The following is a 20,384-nucleotide window of genomic DNA, read 5'->3' as shown; positions in this document are numbered from 1 at the left end:
ATGCCGAACTCAGAAGTGAAACGCCGTAGCGCCGATGGTAGTGTGGGGTCTCCCCATGTGAGAGTAGGGAACTGCCAGGCATCAAACAAGTGAAGAGCCCATCCTGACGGATGGGCTTTTTGCGTTTCCGGGGTTTAACAATTCCTCCTGATAACGCCATGGTCTCTCGTCAACCCACGACGATCGGGCAAGCCTTCCCTCGCTATATACGGTAAACTAATGCAGATTTTGCATCTGGAAGCCACTATGAGCCACTCACTTAAGCCCTGGAATACCTTCGGTCTTGACCGTTCCGCCAGCGCGATTGTACGCGCCGAAACTGAAAAACAGCTACTGGATGCCTGGCAGAATGCCGTTGCAAAGCGCCAGCCAACTCTTATCCTTGGTGAAGGAAGTAACGTCCTGTTTCTGAAGGATTATTCCGGCACGGTGATTATCAACCGTATTATGGGTATAGAAGTGAGTGAAACACCTGACGCCTGGCATTTGCACGTGGGCGCGGGAGAAAACTGGCATCAGCTGGTACAGTTTGCGCTAAATAATGGAATGCCTGGTCTGGAAAATCTGGCCTTAATTCCTGGCTGCGCCGGCTCCTCGCCGATTCAAAATATTGGAGCTTATGGCCTTGAGTTAAAAAAGGTTTGCCAGTACGTCGATTGTATTGAGCTGGCGACCGGGCAGAAGCAACGACTCACCGCTGCTGAGTGTCGCTTTGGCTATCGGGATAGCATTTTTAAGCATGAGTATCAGGACCGCTATGCCATCGTAGCCGTTGGTTTGATCTTACCAAAGGCATGGCAGCCCGTTTTGACCTATGGCGATTTAACCCGGCTGGATCCGCAAACCGTCACTCCCCAACAGGTATTTGATGCTGTATGCCATATGCGCATGACCAAACTTCCCGATCCAAAAGTGAATGGAAATGCGGGAAGCTTCTTTAAGAACCCGGTTGTTAGCACGGAGAAGGCTAAAGCGCTACTGACCGCCTATCCAAACATCCCTCACTATCCACAGCCCGATGGCAGCATGAAGCTTGCCGCCGGCTGGCTTATCGATCAATGCCAGCTTAAAGGAAAAGTGATTGGCGGTGCAGCGGTACACAGCCAGCAGGCACTGGTATTAATCAATGATAATCAAGCAACCAGTGAGGATGTGGTTAAGCTGGCACACTATGTACGTCAGCAGGTTGGTGAAAAGTTTGATATCTGGCTGCAACCAGAAGTGCGCTTTATTGGCGAAACGGGCGAAGTGAATGCCGAGGAGACTATCGCATGAAAGACTATACCGTCCCTCTGACGCTGATATCCATATTAGCTGACGCTGAATTCCATTCAGGTGAACAACTTGGTGAGCGTTTAGGGATGAGCCGCGCCGCAATCAACAAACACATTCAAACGTTACGCGACTGGGGAATTGACGTCTTCACCGTTCCGGGTAAAGGCTACAGTTTACCTGAGCCCATTCAGCTTCTGGATGAAGAGCAGATCGCCAGGCAGATTGAACACGGGCGGGTCACCGTGCTACCGGTTATTGATTCCACCAACCAGTATCTTATGGACCGACTCGGTGAGCTGCAATCCGGTGATGCCTGCGTGGCTGAATATCAGCAGGCCGGTCGCGGCCGCCGCGGGCGTAAGTGGTTCTCTCCGTTTGGATCTAATCTTTATCTATCAATGTACTGGCGACTGGAGCAGGGCCCTGCCGCCGCCATTGGTTTGAGCCTGGTCATCGGGATCGTGATTGCCGAAGTGCTGCAAAGCCTGGGGGCGGATAAAGTACGGGTAAAATGGCCGAACGACCTCTATTTGCAGGACCGGAAACTGTCCGGGATCCTGGTCGAGCTGACGGGGAAAACCGGCGACGCAGCGCATATCGTTAGCGGCGCAGGGATTAATTTAATGATGCGCCGCGTTGAGTCTGACGTTGTCAATCAGGGCTGGATCAGCCTGCAGGAAGCGGGGATGACTATCGATCGTAATACGTTAGCAGCTTGTCTAATTAAAGAGCTGCGGGCGGGGTTTAAACTTTTTGAGAACGAAGGCTTAGCACCCTATCTGACCCGCTGGGAAAAGCTGGATAACTTTATTAATCGCCCGGTTAAACTTATTATTGGCGATAAAGAAGTCGTGGGTATCTCTCGAGGCATTGATGCTCAAGGAGCATTATTACTGGAGCAAGATGGGGTAATAAAACCCTGGATTGGCGGTGAGATATCATTGCGAAGCGCGGAATAAAAAAAAGGGAGCTGACGCTCCCTTCTTTATTTCCTTAAACGCACCTGATTAACTGAGTGGTTTGCGCTTTTGGTCATTATAAGGCTTGCTCGCTCGCGTGTCGGTAGGATGTTTTCTTTTAAATTCAGAAGATTAATCTCATTCCAGAGCGATGTGGCAACATTAATTGCTTCATCTTTAGACAGCTGAGCATAGCTATGAAAATAGGAGTCCGGGTCGGTAAATGCGCCTTCGCGAAATTTCAAAAAACGGTTGATATACCAGGTCTTAAGCAGTTCTTCTGGCGCATCGACATAAATTGAAAAATCCACAAAGTCCGAAACAAATACATGGTGCGGATCGTGAGGATAATCCATCCCGCTCTGCAGAACATTTAATCCTTCAAGAATTAATATATCAGGCTGAGTAACGGTTTTATCCCCATCAGGAATGACGTCATAAATCAGATGAGAATAGACCGGCGCGGTGGCGTCAGGAACTCCGGATTTCAGGTCGGAGACGAATTTAACCAAGCGGTGCATATCATAAGACTGCGGGAAGCCTTTTTTCTTCATCAGGCCGCGCTCTTTCAGTACGGCGTTAGGATGCAGAAAACCATCCGTAGTAATCAATTCAACGTGACGATGTTCAGGCCAGCGGCTAAGTAAAGCCTGGAGTACGCGCGCGGTGGTGCTTTTCCCGACGGCCACGCTACCCGCAATGCTAATGATGTAAGGAATGCGTTGCCCGTTGGTGCCCAGGAATTGTTCCAGTACAGCCTGTCGGCGCAAATTGGAGCTGATATAGAAATTGAGTAAACGCGACAGCGGCAAATAAATTTCCGCTACTTCTTCCAGGGAAAGATCTTCGTTGATGCCTTTTAACCGCGTGATTTCTTCTTCTGTTAGCGTCATCGGAACGGAATCACGAAGTGCAGCCCATTGGTCGCGGTTAAATTGTAGATACGGTGTCATTAACGTTTGCTCTTTTAGGCTCATAAGCATGCTCTTGCAACCGCCGAATGACATGAAGGCGGAGTGCTTCACACTAGTTAATCAGGACAATGGGCAGGAGGGTAACACCAGATTGCGAGGAATAATAAGAAAAAAACTCATTGAATGATGCTTTCTAAAGGTAGCATCACAGAGATGAATGGTTTAGCAAGGGCATATAAAGTTCTCAGTAGAAGCATCCGGCTTATTCAGTGAATATTGTGACCGGGTAGCGATGTATCGATGCCGCTTTAGCAGTTTGGAAGAGGATTTTGCTCTCTTCGACAATCGTTTCTATGGAGAAGGTTGGCGTATTTTTGTGCTGCTCTGTTTGAAATTACACCATTTTTTCTCGCCAGAGAACAAAATGTGAGCAATAGAACATTTTCTGCAATTTTTTAGTTGCATGAACTCGCAGGTCTCCCTAGAATGCGCGCTACTTGATGCCGACTTAGCTCAGTAGGTAGAGCAACTGACTTGTAATCAGTAGGTCACCAGTTCGATTCCGGTAGTCGGCACCATCAAGTGCCTGGTGGGGTTCCCGAGCGGCCAAAGGGAGCAGACTGTAAATCTGCCGTCATCGACTTCGAAGGTTCGAATCCTTCCCCCACCACCATCTTTCGGCAACGCTTTGCGGAGCCAGAGTTGATTGGTTAAACTGGTCAGCTCAAACAGAAAAAGAGACGCTTCTCTTTTTTTTGTTATAGAAAGAACTGGGTAGCCGAGTTTCAGGATGCGGGCATCGTATAATGGCTATTACCTCAGCCTTCCAAGCTGATGATGCGGGTTCGATTCCCGCTGCCCGCTCCAAACGTGCTGATATGGCTCAGTTGGTAGAGCGCACCCTTGGTAAGGGTGAGGTCCCCAGTTCGACTCTGGGTATCAGCACCACTTCTTTATCTCTCCTCCCCTGTTTCTCTCTAGTTTATTGCATTCAACAAGTCGGGCATGTTGCCCGGTTGATGTGGTGATATCACCGATTTATCCGTGTCTTAGAGGGACAATCGATGTCTAAAGAAAAGTTTGAACGTACAAAACCGCACGTTAACGTCGGTACTATCGGCCACGTTGACCATGGTAAAACAACGCTGACCGCTGCAATCACTACCGTTCTGGCTAAAACCTACGGCGGTGCTGCTCGCGCATTCGACCAGATCGATAACGCGCCGGAAGAAAAAGCTCGTGGTATCACCATCAACACTTCCCACGTTGAATATGACACCCCGACTCGCCACTACGCGCACGTAGACTGCCCGGGCCACGCCGACTATGTTAAAAACATGATCACCGGTGCTGCGCAGATGGACGGCGCGATCCTGGTTGTTGCTGCGACTGACGGCCCGATGCCGCAGACTCGTGAGCACATCCTGCTGGGTCGTCAGGTAGGCGTTCCGTACATCATCGTGTTCCTGAACAAGTGCGACATGGTTGATGACGAAGAGCTGCTGGAACTGGTTGAAATGGAAGTTCGTGAACTTCTGTCTCAGTACGATTTCCCGGGCGACGACACTCCGATCGTTCGTGGTTCTGCTCTGAAAGCGCTGGAAGGCGACGCAGAGTGGGAAGCGAAAATCATCGAACTGGCTGGCTTCCTGGATTCTTACATTCCGGAACCAGAGCGTGCGATTGACAAGCCGTTCCTGCTGCCGATCGAAGACGTATTCTCCATCTCCGGTCGTGGTACCGTTGTTACCGGTCGTGTAGAGCGCGGTATCATCAAAGTTGGCGAAGAAGTTGAAATTGTTGGTATTAAAGAGACTGCTAAGTCTACCTGTACTGGCGTTGAAATGTTCCGCAAACTGCTGGACGAAGGCCGCGCTGGTGAGAACGTTGGTGTTCTGCTGCGTGGTATCAAACGTGAAGAAATCGAACGTGGTCAGGTACTGGCTAAGCCGGGCTCTATCAAGCCGCACACCAAGTTCGAATCTGAAGTTTATATCCTGTCCAAAGACGAAGGCGGCCGTCACACTCCGTTCTTCAAAGGCTACCGTCCGCAGTTCTACTTCCGTACAACTGACGTGACTGGCACCATCGAACTGCCGGAAGGCGTAGAGATGGTTATGCCGGGCGACAACATCAAAATGGTTGTTACCCTGATCCACCCGATCGCGATGGACGACGGTCTGCGTTTCGCAATCCGTGAAGGCGGCCGTACCGTTGGCGCAGGCGTGGTTGCTAAAGTTCTCGGCTAATTGCTGATAACATTTGACGCAATGCGCAATAAAAGGGCATCATTTGATGCCCTTTTTGCACGCTTTCACACCAGAACCTGGCTCATCAGTGATTTTTTGGGTCATAATCATTGCTGAGACAGGCTCTGAAGAGGGCGTTAAGTCCGAAACGCAGCAGAGCATTTCGGTTTGGTCGCCTCGCATTTCATGCGGGGTGAAGTTATTTGTCTGAATTCTTGTGACAGGTTGGTTTATGAGTGCGAATACCGAAGCTCAAGGGAGCGGGCGCGGCCTCGAAGCGATGAAGTGGACAATCGTTGTCGTGCTGCTGGTTGTGGCCATCGTCGGCAACTTCCTTTATCGTGACATTATGCTGGCAGTGCGTGCGCTGGCCGTAGTGATTCTGATCGCTGCAGCAGGCGGTGTCGCGCTGTTAACGACAAAAGGTAAGGCGACAGTCGCTTTCGCTCGTGAAGCGAGAACCGAAGTCCGTAAGGTGATCTGGCCGACTCGCCAGGAAACGCTGCATACCACGTTGATTGTTGCCGCGGTGACCGCCGTAATGTCACTGATCCTGTGGGGACTGGATGGTATTCTGGTTCGCCTGGTATCCTTTATCACTGGCCTGAGGTTCTGAGATGTCTGAAGCTCCTAAAAAACGCTGGTACGTCGTTCAGGCGTTTTCTGGTTTTGAAGGTCGCGTAGCTACCTCGTTGCGTGAACATATCAAATTACACAATATGGAAGAGCTGTTTGGCGAAGTCATGGTGCCGACCGAAGAAGTGGTCGAAATCCGCGGCGGCCAGCGTCGTAAAAGCGAACGTAAATTCTTCCCGGGCTACGTGCTGGTCCAGATGGTGATGAACGACGCGAGCTGGCACCTGGTGCGCAGCGTACCGCGTGTGATGGGCTTTATCGGCGGTACTTCTGACCGTCCGGCGCCTATTAGTGACAAAGAAGTCGATGCGATCATGAACCGTCTGCAGCAGGTTGGCGATAAGCCGCGGCCGAAAACGCTGTTTGAGCCGGGTGAAATGGTACGCGTTAGCGACGGCCCATTTGCCGACTTTAACGGCGTGGTTGAAGAAGTGGACTACGAAAAGTCTCGTCTGAAAGTGTCCGTTTCTATCTTCGGTCGTGCGACGCCGGTCGAGCTGGACTTTGCCCAGGTAGAAAAGGCTTAACCGCCGATCAAAAAAGCAACGCTTTAATCGTTGCATGAGGCGCGAAATTGGCATACAATTTCGCGCCTTTTGTTTTTATGGGCCTGATGCCCGTAAAGCGATATTTATCACGGGGAGCCTTTTGTAAGGCGCTACACCCAAACGAGGAAATTTAAATGGCTAAGAAAGTACAAGCCTACGTCAAGCTGCAGGTTGCAGCTGGTATGGCAAACCCGAGTCCGCCGGTTGGTCCAGCACTGGGTCAGCAGGGTGTGAACATCATGGAATTCTGCAAAGCGTTCAACGCAAAAACTGAATCCCTGGAAAAAGGTCTGCCAATCCCGGTTGTTATCACCGTTTACGCTGACCGTTCTTTCACCTTCGTTACCAAAACTCCGCCGGCAGCAGTTCTGCTGAAAAAAGCGGCTGGTATCAAGTCTGGTTCCGGTAAACCGAACAAAGACAAAGTAGGTAAAATTTCCCGCGCTCAGCTGCAGGAAATCGCGCAGACCAAAGCTGCCGACATGACTGGTTCCGACATTGAAGCGATGACTCGCTCCATTGAAGGTACTGCACGTTCCATGGGCCTGGTAGTGGAGGACTAAGAAATGGCTAAACTGACCAAGCGCATGTCCGTGATTCGTGACAAAGTTGATGCGACCAAACAGTACGACATCAACGAAGCCATCTCTCTGCTGAAAGAACTGGCGACTGCTAAGTTCGTTGAAAGCGTTGATGTTGCCGTTAACCTCGGCATTGACGCTCGTAAATCTGACCAGAACGTTCGTGGCGCGACCGTACTGCCGCACGGTACTGGCCGTTCAGTTCGCGTAGCCGTATTTGCCCAGGGCCCGAACGCTGAAGCAGCTAAAGCTGCTGGCGCAGAGCTGGTAGGTATGGAAGATCTGGCTGACCAGATCAAAAAAGGCGAAATGAACTTTGACGTGGTTATTGCTTCTCCGGATGCAATGCGCGTTGTTGGCCAGCTGGGCCAGGTTCTGGGTCCGCGCGGCCTGATGCCAAACCCGAAAGTTGGTACTGTAACTCCGAACGTTGCTGAAGCGGTTAAGAACGCTAAAGCAGGTCAGGTTCGTTACCGTAACGACAAAAACGGCATCATCCACACCACCATCGGTAAAGTGGATTTTGACGCTGATAAACTGAAAGAAAACCTGGAAGCTCTGCTGGTTGCGCTGAAAAAAGCGAAACCGACTCAGGCTAAAGGCGTGTACATCAAGAAAATCAGCATCTCCACCACCATGGGTGCTGGCGTTGCCGTTGATCAGGCTGGTCTGAGCGCTTCTGCGAACTAAGATTAGCTTTACGTGGGCGGTGAATTTGTCTACAATCTTACCCCCACGTATTCTGCTTATAGCAGACGTATAGCCGAGATATTCAGGCTGTGGCAAGGCAGTCAACGCCGCCACTGCGTGAATAGCGACGGCTAGACAAGATTTGTTCGTTGGAGCCTGGCCTATCCAGGCCTCCGTCGAAGACCGCAGGTGTTTCGCAAGAAACTTAATCCCCTGCGTAGACGGTGACAGAACGCTAAGATTATTTTTGGATACTCTGGCTTGTTTCTGCTCACCGTATTAAGACGCTCTTCTCTTTGAGTTGAGTGAAGTGAGTTCCGGAGCATGAGCTCTGGCAAACATCCAGGAGCAAAGCTAATGGCTTTAAATCTTCAAGACAAACAAGCGATTGTTGCTGAAGTCAGCGAAGTAGCCAAAGGCGCGCTGTCTGCAGTAGTTGCGGATTCCCGTGGCGTTACTGTAGACAAAATGACTGAACTGCGTAAAGCAGGTCGTGAAGCTGGCGTATACATGCGTGTTGTTCGTAACACCCTGCTGCGCCGCGTCGTTGAAGGTACTCCTTTCGAGTGCCTGAAAGACACGTTTGTTGGTCCGACCCTGATTGCATACTCTATGGAACACCCGGGCGCAGCTGCTCGTCTGTTCAAAGATTTCGCGAAAGCGAATGCAAAATTTGAGGTCAAAGCCGCAGCCTTTGAAGGTGAGCTGATCCCGGCGTCGCAAATCGACCGCCTGGCAACTCTGCCGACCTACGAAGAAGCAATTGCACGCCTGATGGCAACCATGAAAGAAGCTTCGGCTGGCAAACTGGTTCGCACTCTGGCTGCTGTACGCGATGCGAAAGAAGCTGCTTAATCGCAGTTATCTTCATAAAGCATCTGCTTACGTATAAACTTATTCTGATATTCAGGAACAATTTAAATGTCTATCACTAAAGATCAAATCATTGAAGCAGTATCCGCTATGTCCGTAATGGACGTTGTTGAGCTGATCTCTGCAATGGAAGAAAAATTCGGTGTTTCCGCTGCTGCTGCTGTAGCTGTTGCTGCTGGCCCGGCTGCTGACGCTGCTGAAGAAAAAACTGAATTCGACGTAATTCTGAAAGGTATCGGCGCGAACAAAGTTGCCGTTATCAAAGCAGTACGTGGCGCGACTGGCCTGGGTCTGAAAGAAGCTAAAGACCTGGTAGAATCTGCTCCGGCTGCTCTGAAAGAAGGCGTGAGCAAAGATGACGCTGAAGCACTGAAAAAATCTCTGGAAGAAGCTGGCGCTGAAGTTGAAGTTAAATAAGCCAACCTTTCCGGTTGCAGCCTGAGAAATCAGGCTGATGGCTGGTGACTTTTTGGTCACCAGCCTTTTTGCGCTGTAAGGCGCCAGTAGCATTTCACACTGTTTGACTACTGGTTGTCCTGACAATGCTTGTTTCTATAGACGACTTAATATACTGCGACAGGTTAGGGTCCCTGAGCTGTGTAAATCGCAATGAAATGGTTTAAGCGTGATAGAAACAGGTATTGCGGAAAGTGTTCCATTTTCCGGTCAACAAAATAGTGTTGCATAAAAAACTGCCTTATGTGGGCAGATGGGTCGACTTGTCAGCGAGCTGAGGAACCCTATGGTTTACTCCTATACCGAGAAAAAACGTATTCGTAAGGATTTTGGTAAACGTCCGCAGGTTCTGGACATACCTTATCTCCTTTCTATCCAGCTTGACTCGTTTCAGAAGTTCATCGAGCAAGATCCTGAAGGGCAGTATGGTCTGGAAGCAGCTTTCCGTTCCGTATTCCCGATTAAGAGCTACAGCGGTAATTCTGAGCTGCAGTATGTCAGCTACCGTCTGGGCGAACCGGTTTTTGACGTTAAAGAGTGTCAGATCCGTGGCGTGACCTACTCGGCACCGCTGCGCGTTAAACTGCGTCTGGTGATCTACGAGCGCGAAGCGCCGGAAGGCACCGTTAAAGACATTAAAGAACAAGAAGTCTACATGGGCGAAATTCCGCTCATGACCGACAACGGTACCTTTGTTATCAACGGTACCGAGCGCGTTATCGTTTCTCAGCTGCACCGTAGCCCGGGCGTCTTCTTTGACAGTGACAAAGGTAAGACTCACTCTTCCGGTAAGGTTCTGTATAACGCACGTATCATCCCTTACCGTGGCTCCTGGCTGGACTTCGAATTCGACCCGAAAGACAACCTGTTTGTCCGTATCGACCGTCGTCGTAAGCTGCCGGCTACCATCATCCTGCGCGCGCTGAATTACACCACTGAGCAGATCCTTGACCTGTTCTTCGAAAAAGTGGTCTTTGAAATTCGCGACAACAAGCTGCAGATGGAACTGGTACCGGAGCGTCTGCGCGGCGAAACCGCCTCCTTCGATATCGAAGCGAACGGTAAAGTGTACGTTGAGAAAGGACGCCGCATCACTGCGCGTCACATTCGCCAGCTGGAAAAAGACGATATCAAACATATCGAAGTTCCGGTTGAGTACATCGCTGGCAAAGTTGCCTCTAAAGACTATGTTGACGAATCTACTGGCGAGCTGATCTGCCCGGCGAACATGGAGCTGAGCCTGGATCTGCTGGCCAAGCTGAGCCAGTCTGGCCATAAGCGTATCGAAACGCTGTTCACCAACGATCTGGATCACGGTCCGTACATCTCTGAGACTGTACGCGTTGACCCGACCAACGATCGTCTGAGCGCACTGGTAGAAATCTACCGCATGATGCGCCCTGGTGAGCCGCCGACTCGTGAAGCTGCTGAAAGCCTGTTCGAGAACCTGTTCTTCTCCGAAGACCGCTACGATCTGTCCGCGGTTGGTCGTATGAAGTTCAACCGTTCTCTGCTGCGCGACGAAATCGAAGGTTCCGGTATCCTGAGCAAAGAAGACATCATTGAAGTGATGAAGAAGCTCATCGATATCCGTAACGGTAAAGGCGAAGTCGATGATATCGACCACCTTGGCAACCGTCGTATCCGTTCCGTTGGCGAAATGGCGGAAAACCAGTTCCGCGTTGGCCTGGTTCGCGTAGAGCGTGCGGTGAAAGAGCGTCTGTCTCTGGGCGATCTGGATACCCTGATGCCTCAGGATATGATCAACGCCAAGCCGATTTCTGCAGCGGTGAAAGAGTTCTTTGGCTCCAGCCAGCTGTCTCAGTTTATGGACCAGAACAACCCGCTGTCTGAGATTACGCACAAACGTCGTATCTCTGCACTCGGCCCGGGCGGCCTGACTCGCGAACGCGCAGGCTTTGAAGTTCGAGACGTACACCCGACTCACTACGGTCGCGTATGTCCAATCGAAACGCCTGAAGGTCCGAACATCGGTCTGATCAACTCCCTGTCCGTGTACGCACAGACGAACGAATACGGCTTCCTTGAGACTCCGTATCGTAAAGTCACCGACGGCGTTGTGACCGACGAAATTCATTACCTGTCTGCTATCGAAGAAGGTAACTACGTTATTGCTCAGGCGAACTCCAACCTGGATGACGAAGGCCACTTTGTAGAAGATCTGGTTACCTGCCGTAGTAAAGGCGAATCCAGCTTGTTCAGCCGCGACCAGGTTGACTACATGGACGTATCCACCCAGCAGGTGGTTTCCGTCGGTGCGTCCCTGATCCCGTTCCTGGAACACGATGACGCCAACCGTGCATTGATGGGTGCGAACATGCAACGTCAGGCCGTTCCGACCCTGCGCGCTGATAAGCCGCTGGTTGGTACCGGTATGGAACGTGCTGTTGCCGTTGACTCCGGTGTAACTGCGGTGGCTAAACGTGGCGGCCTGGTTCAGTACGTGGATGCGTCCCGTATCGTTATCAAAGTTAACGAAGACGAGATGTACCCGGGCGAAGCAGGTATCGACATCTATAACCTGACCAAGTACACCCGCTCTAACCAGAACACCTGCATCAACCAGATGCCGTGTGTCTCTCTGGGCGAGCCGATTGAGCGCGGTGACGTGCTGGCTGACGGTCCGTCCACCGACCTCGGTGAACTGGCGCTCGGTCAGAACATGCGCGTCGCGTTCATGCCGTGGAACGGTTACAACTTCGAAGACTCCATCCTCGTATCCGAGCGTGTTGTTCAGGAAGACCGTTTTACCACCATCCACATTCAGGAACTGGCGTGCGTGTCCCGCGACACCAAGCTGGGGCCGGAAGAGATCACCGCTGATATCCCGAACGTGGGTGAAGCTGCACTCTCTAAACTGGATGAGTCCGGTATCGTTTATATCGGTGCGGAAGTGACCGGTGGCGATATTCTGGTTGGTAAAGTAACGCCGAAAGGTGAAACCCAGCTGACGCCAGAAGAGAAGCTGCTGCGTGCGATCTTCGGTGAGAAAGCGTCTGACGTTAAAGACTCTTCTCTGCGCGTGCCAAACGGTGTCTCCGGTACCATTATCGACGTTCAGGTCTTTACCCGCGACGGCGTAGAAAAAGACAAACGCGCGCTGGAAATCGAAGAGATGCAGCTCAAGCAGGCGAAGAAAGACCTGTCTGAAGAACTGCAGATCCTCGAAGCTGGCCTGTTTGGTCGTATCTATGCGGTGCTGGTCTCCGGCGGTATCGAAGCTGAGAAGCTCGACAAGCTGCCGCGCGATCGCTGGCTGGAACTCGGCCTGACCGACGAAGAGAAACAAAACCAGCTGGAGCAGCTGGCTGAGCAGTACGACGAACTGAAACACGAGTTCGAGAAAAAACTCGAAGCGAAACGCCGTAAAATCACTCAGGGCGACGATCTGGCACCGGGCGTGCTGAAGATCGTTAAAGTGTATCTGGCCGTTAAACGTCAGATTCAGCCTGGTGATAAAATGGCAGGTCGTCACGGTAACAAGGGTGTTATCTCTAAGATCAACCCGATCGAAGATATGCCTTACGATGAAAACGGCACGCCGGTCGACATCGTACTGAACCCGCTGGGCGTACCGTCTCGTATGAACATCGGTCAGATCCTGGAAACTCACCTGGGTATGGCTGCGAAAGGTATTGGCGAGAAAATCAACGCCATGCTGAAACAGCAGCAGGAAGTCGCCAAACTGCGCGAGTTCATCCAGCGTGCCTACGATCTGGGTACCGACGTTCGTCAGAAGGTTGATCTGAATACCTTCACTGACGAAGAAGTTATGCGTCTCGCTGAAAACCTGAAAAAAGGTATGCCGATCGCAACGCCGGTCTTCGACGGTGCGAAAGAGTCTGAAATCAAGGAGCTGTTACAGCTTGGTGGCCTGCCGACTTCCGGCCAGATCACCCTGTTCGACGGTCGTACCGGTGAGCAATTCGAGCGCCAGGTTACCGTTGGCTACATGTACATGCTGAAACTGAACCACCTGGTTGATGACAAGATGCATGCGCGTTCTACCGGTTCTTACAGCCTGGTTACTCAGCAGCCGCTGGGTGGTAAGGCACAGTTCGGTGGTCAGCGCTTCGGGGAGATGGAAGTGTGGGCGCTGGAAGCATATGGCGCAGCATACACCCTGCAGGAAATGCTCACCGTTAAGTCTGATGACGTGAACGGCCGTACTAAGATGTATAAGAACATCGTGGATGGCAACCATCAGATGGAACCGGGCATGCCGGAATCCTTCAACGTACTGTTGAAAGAGATTCGCTCGCTGGGCATCAACATCGAACTGGAAGACGAGTAACTCTCGCTCAAACAGGTCACTGGTGCCGGGGTAAGACCCGGCGCCAGATTGTGCTAACTCCGACGGGAGCAAATCCGTGAAAGACTTATTAAAGTTTCTGAAAGCGCAAACTAAAACCGAAGAGTTTGATGCGATCAAAATTGCTCTGGCATCGCCAGACATGATCCGTTCATGGTCTTTTGGTGAAGTTAAAAAGCCGGAAACCATTAACTACCGTACGTTCAAACCTGAGCGTGACGGCCTTTTCTGCGCGCGTATTTTCGGGCCAGTAAAAGACTACGAGTGCCTGTGCGGTAAGTACAAGCGCCTGAAACACCGCGGTGTGATCTGTGAGAAGTGCGGCGTTGAAGTGACCCAGACTAAAGTGCGCCGTGAGCGTATGGGCCACATCGAGCTGGCGTCTCCGACCGCTCATATCTGGTTCCTGAAGTCTCTGCCGTCCCGTATCGGCCTGCTTCTCGATATGCCGTTGCGCGATATCGAACGCGTGCTGTACTTCGAATCCTATGTGGTTATCGAAGGCGGTATGACCAACCTGGAACGCCAGCAGATCCTGACTGAAGAACAGTATCTGGACGCGCTGGAAGAGTTCGGTGACGAATTTGACGCGAAGATGGGTGCGGAAGCTATCCAGGCCCTGCTGAAGAGCATGGATCTGGAGCAAGAGTGTGAAACTCTGCGCGAAGAGCTGAACGAAACCAATTCCGAAACCAAGCGTAAGAAGCTGACCAAGCGTATCAAACTGCTGGAAGCGTTCGTACAGTCTGGCAACAAGCCGGAGTGGATGATCCTGACCGTTCTGCCGGTACTGCCGCCAGATCTGCGTCCGCTGGTTCCGCTGGATGGTGGTCGTTTTGCGACTTCTGACCTGAACGATCTGTATCGTCGCGTCATTAACCGTAACAACCGTCTGAAACGTCTGCTGGATCTGGCTGCGCCGGACATCATCGTACGCAACGAAAAACGTATGCTGCAGGAAGCGGTTGACGCCCTGCTGGATAACGGTCGTCGCGGTCGTGCGATCACCGGTTCTAACAAACGTCCTCTGAAATCTTTGGCCGATATGATCAAAGGTAAGCAGGGTCGTTTCCGTCAGAACCTGCTCGGTAAGCGTGTTGACTACTCCGGTCGTTCTGTAATCACCGTAGGTCCATACCTGCGTCTGCATCAGTGCGGTCTGCCGAAGAAAATGGCGCTGGAGCTGTTCAAACCGTTTATTTACGGCAAGCTGGAGCTGCGTGGCCTGGCCACCACCATCAAAGCCGCTAAGAAAATGGTTGAGCGCGAAGAAGCTGTCGTTTGGGATATCCTGGACGAAGTCATCCGCGAACACCCGGTACTGCTGAACCGTGCACCAACCCTGCACCGTCTGGGTATCCAGGCATTTGAACCAGTGCTGATCGAAGGTAAAGCTATCCAGCTGCACCCGCTGGTTTGTGCGGCATACAACGCCGACTTCGATGGTGACCAGATGGCTGTTCACGTACCGCTGACGCTGGAAGCCCAGCTCGAAGCGCGTGCGCTGATGATGTCTACTAACAACATCCTGTCTCCAGCGAACGGTGAGCCTATCATCGTTCCGTCTCAGGACGTTGTACTGGGTCTGTACTACATGACCCGTGACTGTGTTAACGCCAAAGGCGAAGGCATGGTGCTGACTGGCCCGAAAGAAGCTGAGCGTATTTATCGCGCTGGCCTGGCCTCTCTGCATGCGCGCGTTAAAGTGCGTATCACCGAATACGAAAAAGATGAAAACGGCGAATTCGTTGCGAAAACCAGCCTGAAAGATACGACCGTTGGTCGCGCCATTCTGTGGATGATCGTACCGAAAGGTCTGCCTTTCTCCATCGTCAACCAGGCGCTGGGTAAGAAGGCTATCTCTAAGATGCTGAACACCTGCTACCGTATTCTGGGCCTGAAACCGACCGTTATTTTTGCGGACCAGACGATGTACACCGGCTTTGCTTATGCAGCGCGTTCAGGTGCATCCGTTGGTATCGATGACATGGTCATCCCGGAGAAAAAATACGAAATCATCAGCGAAGCGGAAGCGGAAGTTGCTGAGATTCAGGAGCAGTTCCAGTCGGGTCTGGTGACCGCTGGCGAACGCTATAACAAAGTTATCGATATCTGGGCTGCGGCCAACGATCGTGTATCCAAAGCGATGATGGACAACCTGCAAACCGAAACCGTTATTAACCGTAACGGCGAAGAAGAGCAGCAGGTTTCCTTCAACAGCATCTACATGATGGCCGACTCCGGTGCGCGTGGTTCTGCTGCACAGATTCGTCAGCTTGCCGGTATGCGTGGTCTGATGGCGAAGCCGGATGGCTCAATCATCGAAACGCCAATCACCGCGAACTTCCGTGAAGGTCTGAACGTACTCCAGTACTTCATCTCCACGCACGGTGCGCGTAAAGGTCTGGCGGATACCGCACTGAAAACAGCGAACTCCGGTTACCTGACCCGTCGTCTGGTTGACGTTGCACAGGACCTGGTCGTTACTGAAGACGACTGTGGCACCCTGGAAGGCATCACCATGACCCCGGTTATCGAGGGTGGCGATGTTAAAGAGCCGCTGCGCGATCGCGTACTGGGTCGTGTGACCGCTGAAGACGTTCTGAAGCCGGGTACGGCGGACATTCTGGTTCCACGCAACACGCTGCTTCATGAGCACTGGTGCGATCTGCTGGAAGAGAACTCCGTTGACTCAGTCAAAGTGCGTTCCGTTGTATCCTGTGACACCGACTTTGGTGTATGTGCGCACTGCTACGGTCGTGACCTGGCGCGTGGCCACATCATCAACAAAGGTGAGGCTATCGGCGTTATCGCGGCACAGTCCATCGGTGAGCCGGGTACACAGCTGACGATGCGTACGTTCCACATCGGTGGTGCGGCATCTCGTGCGGCTGCTGAGTCCAGCATCCAGGTGAAAAACAAAGGTAGCATCCGTCTGAGCAATGCGAAGTCGGTTGTGAACTCCAGCGGTAAGCTGGTTATTACGTCCCGTAATACCGAGCTGAAACTGATCGACGAATTCGGTCGTACCAAAGAGAGCTATAAAGTGCCTTACGGCTCCGTTATGGCGAAAGGTGATGGTGAGCAGGTTGCCGGCGGTGAAACCGTAGCAAACTGGGATCCGCACACCATGCCGGTTATCACCGAAGTGAGCGGTTTCGTCCGCTTCACTGACATGATTGACGGCCAGACCATTACTCGTCAGACCGACGAGCTGACCGGCCTGTCTTCTCTGGTGGTTCTGGATTCTGCAGAGCGTACCACTGGTGGTAAAGACCTGCGTCCGGCGCTGAAAATCGTTGATGCTCAGGGTAATGATGTTCTGATCCCTGGCACCGATATGCCTGCGCAGTACTTCCTGCCGGGTAAAGCGATTGTTCAGCTGGAAGATGGCGTACAGATCAGTTCTGGTGACACCCTGGCGCGTGTACCGCAGGAATCCGGCGGTACCAAGGACATCACCGGTGGTCTGCCGCGCGTTGCCGACCTGTTCGAAGCGCGTCGTCCGAAAGAGCCGGCAATCCTGGCTGAAATCAGCGGCATCATTTCCTTCGGTAAAGAAACCAAAGGGAAACGTCGTCTGGTTATCACCCCGGTAGACGGTAGCGATCCGTACGAAGAGATGATTCCTAAATGGCGTCAGCTCAACGTGTTCGAAGGTGAACGCGTAGAACGTGGTGATGTAGTTTCCGACGGTCCGGAAGCACCGCACGACATTCTGCGTCTGCGTGGCGTACATGCTGTGACTCGTTATATTGTTAACGAAGTCCAGGACGTATACCGTCTGCAGGGCGTTAAGATTAACGATAAGCACATTGAAGTTATCGTTCGTCAGATGCTGCGTAAAGCGACCATCGAAAGCGCCGGTAGCTCCGACTTCCTGGAAGGCGAACAGGTTGAATACTCTCGCGTCAAGATCGCTAACCGCGAGCTGGAAGCGAACGGCAAAGTGGGTGCAACATTCTCCCGCGATCTGCTGGGTATCACTAAAGCGTCCCTGGCAACCGAATCGTTCATCTCTGCCGCATCGTTCCAGGAGACCACGCGTGTCCTGACCGAAGCAGCCGTTGCGGGTAAACGCGACGAACTGCGTGGCCTGAAAGAGAACGTTATCGTGGGTCGTCTGATCCCGGCCGGTACCGGTTATGCCTACCACCAGGATCGTATGCGCCGCCGCGCAGCCGGCGAGCTGCCAGCAGCGCCGCAGGTCAGCGTGGAAGAAGCTTCTGCTAACCTGGCAGAGCTGCTGAACGCGGGTCTGGGCGGTTCCGACAACGATTAATCGTTGATTCGCTAAGCGCTTAAAAGCCAGTCAGATCATCTGACTGGCTTTTTTATTGCCTGTCCGTTGCTGCTATTATTTATTCGTTATACTTTTTAATTACATTTAATTAATGTAATCGCTGCAATTAATTAGCAAATAAACTCCCCCTTCAAGATTATTTATTTCTGTTTCAGATTTTCATCATCAATCAATGGGTAAAAATCCTACACGTATCAAAAAATACGCGCCGCAAACGCTATATAGTCAAAAAGCTCAAATAATCATGTGATTACTTTTCCCTCATCTTTTCGGTTCTGCGCAACTGAGGGGATCGCTGTATCTGGCGAAAGGGGGCGGGGAAGATGAGTAAATAAAAAACAAAGCGGAAAAGTATTGTCGCTATTTAAAAGATAGCGTCTGGGGGAAGCATGGAATTTGCTATTCAACTTATCATTATCTTAATTTGTTTGTTCTATGGCGCGAGAAAGGGCGGTATTGCGCTCGGCCTTTTAGGCGGCATTGGTCTGGTTATTTTAGTGTTTGTCTTTCATCTTAAGCCGGGAAAACCCCCTGTAGACGTCATGCTGGTGATCATTGCGGTGGTGGCCGCCTCAGCGACGCTGCAGGCTTCCGGCGGTTTAGACGTTATGCTGCAGATTGCGGAGAAACTGCTGCGGCGCAACCCGAAATACGTTTCAATCGTGGCGCCATTCGTCACCTGCACGTTGACCATTCTTTGCGGAACCGGGCACGTGGTATATACCATTCTGCCAATTATTTATGATGTTGCGATTAAAAATAATATTCGCCCGGAACGACCGATGGCCGCGAGTTCGATCGGCGCGCAGATGGGGATTATCGCCAGCCCGGTTTCGGTGGCAGTCGTCTCGCTGGTGGCGATGCTTGGCAATTTCACCTTTAACGGTAAGCACCTTGAGTTTCTCGATCTGCTGGCGATCACTATTCCGTCAACGCTGCTGGGGATTCTGGCCATTGGTATCTTCAGCTGGTTTCGCGGTAAAGACCTCGATAAAGACGAAGCCTTTCAGGCTTTTATTGCGGTGCCGGAAAACCGCCATTACGTTTATGGTGATACGGCCACGCTGCTCGATAAGAAGCTGCCGACCAGTAACTGGATTGCGATGTGGATTTTTCTGGCCTCAATAGCCGTTGTCGCCCTGCTCGGCGCCTTCTCCGAGCTGCGTCCGGCCTTTGATGACAAGCCGCTGTCGATGGTGCTGGTGATCCAAATGTTTATGCTGCTTTCCGGGGCGCTCATCATCATCATTACCAAAACCAATCCCGCTTCGATTTCCAAAAATGAGGTGTTCCGTTCCGGGATGATCGCCATTGTCGCGGTGTACGGTATCGCGTGGATGGCGGAGACGATGTTTGGCGCGCATATGACCGAGATTAAAGGCGTGCTCGGGGAGATGGTGAAGGAGTATCCGTGGGCTTACGCTATCGTACTGCTGCTGGTGTCGAAGTTTGTTAACTCACAGGCGGCTGCGCTGGCGGCGATTGTTCCGGTGGCGCTGGCGATTGGCGTCGATCCGGCTTACATCGTTGCTTCCGCACCTGCCTGTTACGGGTATTACATTCTGCCGACCTACCCAAGCGATCTGGCGGCGATTCAATTCGACCGCTCTGGTACAACGCATATCGGCCGCTTTGTGATTAACCATAGCTTTATTCTGCCAGGGCTCATTGGCGTTAGCGTCTCTTGCGTCTTTGGTTGGGTATTTGCGGCGATGTATGGATTTCTGTAAGAGAGGACAGGCGCCGTTAGCGGCGCCTGTTAAATAGTTGGGGTTATTGCGCGAGCGGAATTCGGCGATAGAGCTCAATCATATCGGTTGCCAGATCCTGAATGACCATCGCGTTCATCAGGTGGTCCTGGGAATGAACGGTAATCAGGTTAACCGGAAGCTTGCCGCTGCCTTCATCCATGCCGATCAGCTGGGTCTGGATTTTATGCGCATGTTTGACAAATTCGTGAGATTCCGCCATCGCCTGTTCGGCCGCAGCAAAATCGCCTTTACGCGCCAGCTGCAGAGCGGTTAAGGCAGAGCTACGCGCTGAACCGGCGTTAACCAGTAGCTCCATGATGATCGTTTCTAAATCTTCCATTTCTTACTCCATCAGCTTCAGGGCTTTATCAAGCACGGCTTCGCCTTTCATCATGCCGTAATCCATCATATCGATGACGGCAACTTTTTTACCAAACGGGTCGGCCATAGCCTGTAGCTTGGCCTGCTCATACTTCACCTGGGGGCCGAGCAGGATAATATCGGCAGCGGCAAGGTTATCTTTAAACTCGGCAACCGGTACGGCTTTGATGGAGACTTCCACACCTTTTTGTTGCGCAGCAGCCTGCATACGTTGAACCAGCATGCTGGTAGACATACCTGCGGCGCAGCATAAAACGATATTCTTCATAATTGTTGGCCCTTATGTTCCTTGATGTACCATCTTTATCGCGGGCAGGCGGGCGGGACAACCGCTTTACGGTGATTGTGTGTAAGTCATCACAAAATAATGAAACCGGTTTCGGTTATGGAGGAGAAAACGCTAAAAGTCGCGTCCGACGGGCCGGAAACGGTAGG

Annotated in this window: 15 protein-coding genes, 4 tRNA genes and 1 rRNA gene; 17 read left to right on the top strand and 3 right to left on the bottom strand. The window is 51.9% G+C overall.

What is annotated here, in order from left to right:
- From rrf to birA, 3 genes are all read left to right on the top strand, one after another.
- Nucleotides 1-80, top strand: a 5S ribosomal RNA gene (gene rrf / locus K2184_RS28055); the annotation flags it as partial.
- Between the two features lie 139 nt (nucleotides 81-219).
- The gene (gene murB, locus K2184_RS28050) at nucleotides 220-1,275 is read left to right on the top strand and encodes a UDP-N-acetylmuramate dehydrogenase (protein WP_259653295.1); all 1,056 of its coding nucleotides are present in this window, start codon (nucleotides 220-222) and stop codon (nucleotides 1,273-1,275) included.
- A complete protein-coding gene (birA, locus tag K2184_RS28045; protein WP_004109737.1) occupies nucleotides 1,272-2,234 on the top strand; it encodes a bifunctional biotin--[acetyl-CoA-carboxylase] ligase/biotin operon repressor BirA in 963 nt (320 codons plus the stop codon). The genes murB and birA overlap by 4 nt, the downstream gene beginning before the upstream one ends.
- A gap of 26 nt (nucleotides 2,235-2,260) precedes the next feature.
- On the opposite strand, the gene coaA is transcribed toward birA, so the two are convergent.
- Entirely contained in the window at nucleotides 2,261-3,211 is a 951-nt protein-coding gene (coaA, locus tag K2184_RS28040; protein WP_004109734.1) for a type I pantothenate kinase, read from the bottom strand.
- Nucleotides 3,212-3,650: 439 nt separating this feature from the next.
- On the opposite strand from coaA, the gene K2184_RS28035 reads away from it, so the two are divergent.
- From K2184_RS28035 to dcuB, 14 genes are all read left to right on the top strand, one after another.
- Nucleotides 3,651-3,726: transfer RNA gene (locus K2184_RS28035), tRNA-Thr, on the top strand.
- 10 nt (nucleotides 3,727-3,736) lie between these two features.
- A tRNA-Tyr gene (locus tag K2184_RS28030) sits at nucleotides 3,737-3,821 on the top strand.
- Between the two features lie 119 nt (nucleotides 3,822-3,940).
- Nucleotides 3,941-4,015: transfer RNA gene (locus K2184_RS28025), tRNA-Gly, on the top strand.
- 5 nt (nucleotides 4,016-4,020) lie between these two features.
- Nucleotides 4,021-4,096: transfer RNA gene (locus K2184_RS28020), tRNA-Thr, on the top strand.
- Nucleotides 4,097-4,212: 116 nt separating this feature from the next.
- Nucleotides 4,213-5,397, top strand: a complete 1,185-nt coding sequence (gene tuf / locus K2184_RS28015; protein ID WP_023323999.1) for an elongation factor Tu — start codon at nucleotides 4,213-4,215, stop codon at nucleotides 5,395-5,397.
- Nucleotides 5,398-5,629: 232 nt separating this feature from the next.
- The gene (gene secE, locus K2184_RS28010; protein WP_004097638.1) at nucleotides 5,630-6,013 is read left to right on the top strand and encodes a preprotein translocase subunit SecE; all 384 of its coding nucleotides are present in this window, start codon (nucleotides 5,630-5,632) and stop codon (nucleotides 6,011-6,013) included.
- A gap of 1 nt (nucleotide 6,014) precedes the next feature.
- A complete protein-coding gene (gene nusG, locus K2184_RS28005; protein ID WP_002438628.1) occupies nucleotides 6,015-6,560 on the top strand; it encodes a transcription termination/antitermination protein NusG in 546 nt (181 codons plus the stop codon).
- Between the two features lie 155 nt (nucleotides 6,561-6,715).
- The gene (rplK, locus tag K2184_RS28000) at nucleotides 6,716-7,144 is read left to right on the top strand and encodes a 50S ribosomal protein L11 (protein ID WP_004097640.1); all 429 of its coding nucleotides are present in this window, start codon (nucleotides 6,716-6,718) and stop codon (nucleotides 7,142-7,144) included.
- Nucleotides 7,145-7,147: 3 nt separating this feature from the next.
- Entirely contained in the window at nucleotides 7,148-7,852 is a 705-nt protein-coding gene (rplA, locus tag K2184_RS27995) for a 50S ribosomal protein L1 (RefSeq protein ID WP_004097642.1), read from the top strand.
- A gap of 357 nt (nucleotides 7,853-8,209) precedes the next feature.
- On the top strand, nucleotides 8,210-8,707 hold the full coding sequence (gene rplJ / locus K2184_RS27990) for a 50S ribosomal protein L10 (protein WP_004109731.1): 498 nt from the start codon (nucleotides 8,210-8,212) through the stop codon (nucleotides 8,705-8,707).
- Between the two features lie 66 nt (nucleotides 8,708-8,773).
- Nucleotides 8,774-9,142 (top strand): 50S ribosomal protein L7/L12, encoded by a 369-nt coding sequence (rplL, locus tag K2184_RS27985; protein WP_004109728.1) that lies wholly within the window; start codon nucleotides 8,774-8,776, stop codon nucleotides 9,140-9,142.
- Nucleotides 9,143-9,467: 325 nt separating this feature from the next.
- Nucleotides 9,468-13,496: a DNA-directed RNA polymerase subunit beta gene (rpoB, locus tag K2184_RS27980; RefSeq protein WP_004109725.1), complete on the top strand. Its 4,029-nt coding sequence runs from the start codon at nucleotides 9,468-9,470 to the stop codon at nucleotides 13,494-13,496.
- 76 nt (nucleotides 13,497-13,572) lie between these two features.
- Nucleotides 13,573-17,796 carry a DNA-directed RNA polymerase subunit beta' gene (gene rpoC, locus K2184_RS27975; RefSeq protein ID WP_004109722.1) on the top strand — a complete coding sequence of 1,408 codons (4,224 nt, stop codon included), beginning with the start codon at nucleotides 13,573-13,575 and terminating at the stop codon, nucleotides 17,794-17,796.
- Nucleotides 17,797-18,206: 410 nt separating this feature from the next.
- Nucleotides 18,207-19,547 (top strand): anaerobic C4-dicarboxylate transporter DcuB, encoded by a 1,341-nt coding sequence (gene dcuB, locus K2184_RS27970; protein ID WP_004117097.1) that lies wholly within the window; start codon nucleotides 18,207-18,209, stop codon nucleotides 19,545-19,547.
- A gap of 43 nt (nucleotides 19,548-19,590) precedes the next feature.
- On the opposite strand, the gene K2184_RS27965 is transcribed toward dcuB, so the two are convergent.
- Together K2184_RS27965 and K2184_RS27960 are read right to left on the bottom strand one after the other, a co-directional pair.
- Nucleotides 19,591-19,908, bottom strand: coding sequence for a PTS lactose/cellobiose transporter subunit IIA (locus K2184_RS27965; protein ID WP_004097651.1), 318 nt, complete (start codon nucleotides 19,906-19,908; stop codon nucleotides 19,591-19,593).
- Between the two features lie 3 nt (nucleotides 19,909-19,911).
- A complete protein-coding gene (locus tag K2184_RS27960) occupies nucleotides 19,912-20,217 on the bottom strand; it encodes a PTS sugar transporter subunit IIB (RefSeq protein WP_004109717.1) in 306 nt (101 codons plus the stop codon).
- Nucleotides 20,218-20,384: the final 167 nt, after the last annotated feature.

The sequence above is a fragment of the Klebsiella sp. K5-306 genome, from assembly GCF_051835185.1.
In the GTDB taxonomy this organism is placed as follows: Bacteria; Pseudomonadota; Gammaproteobacteria; order Enterobacterales; family Enterobacteriaceae; genus Klebsiella; species Klebsiella oxytoca.
This window is presented reverse-complemented; position numbering and strand designations above follow the sequence as displayed.

Bases quoted from the DNA above. Each gene is read 5' to 3' on its own strand.
- murB (WP_259653295.1), top strand. From the start codon at position 220: ATGCAGATTTTGCATCTGGAAGCCACTATGAGCCACTCACTTAAGCCC.
- birA (WP_004109737.1), top strand. From the start codon at position 1,272: ATGAAAGACTATACCGTCCCTCTGACGCTGATATCCATATTAGCTGAC.
- coaA (WP_004109734.1), bottom strand. From the start codon at position 3,211: ATGAGCCTAAAAGAGCAAACGTTAATGACACCGTATCTACAATTTAAC.
- tuf (WP_023323999.1), top strand. From the start codon at position 4,213: ATGTCTAAAGAAAAGTTTGAACGTACAAAACCGCACGTTAACGTCGGT.
- secE (WP_004097638.1), top strand. From the start codon at position 5,630: ATGAGTGCGAATACCGAAGCTCAAGGGAGCGGGCGCGGCCTCGAAGCG.
- nusG (WP_002438628.1), top strand. From the start codon at position 6,015: ATGTCTGAAGCTCCTAAAAAACGCTGGTACGTCGTTCAGGCGTTTTCT.
- rplK (WP_004097640.1), top strand. From the start codon at position 6,716: ATGGCTAAGAAAGTACAAGCCTACGTCAAGCTGCAGGTTGCAGCTGGT.
- rplA (WP_004097642.1), top strand. From the start codon at position 7,148: ATGGCTAAACTGACCAAGCGCATGTCCGTGATTCGTGACAAAGTTGAT.
- rplJ (WP_004109731.1), top strand. From the start codon at position 8,210: ATGGCTTTAAATCTTCAAGACAAACAAGCGATTGTTGCTGAAGTCAGC.
- rplL (WP_004109728.1), top strand. From the start codon at position 8,774: ATGTCTATCACTAAAGATCAAATCATTGAAGCAGTATCCGCTATGTCC.
- rpoB (WP_004109725.1), top strand. From the start codon at position 9,468: ATGGTTTACTCCTATACCGAGAAAAAACGTATTCGTAAGGATTTTGGT.
- dcuB (WP_004117097.1), top strand. From the start codon at position 18,207: ATGGAATTTGCTATTCAACTTATCATTATCTTAATTTGTTTGTTCTAT.
- K2184_RS27965 (WP_004097651.1), bottom strand. From the start codon at position 19,908: ATGGAAGATTTAGAAACGATCATCATGGAGCTACTGGTTAACGCCGGT.
- K2184_RS27960 (WP_004109717.1), bottom strand. From the start codon at position 20,217: ATGAAGAATATCGTTTTATGCTGCGCCGCAGGTATGTCTACCAGCATG.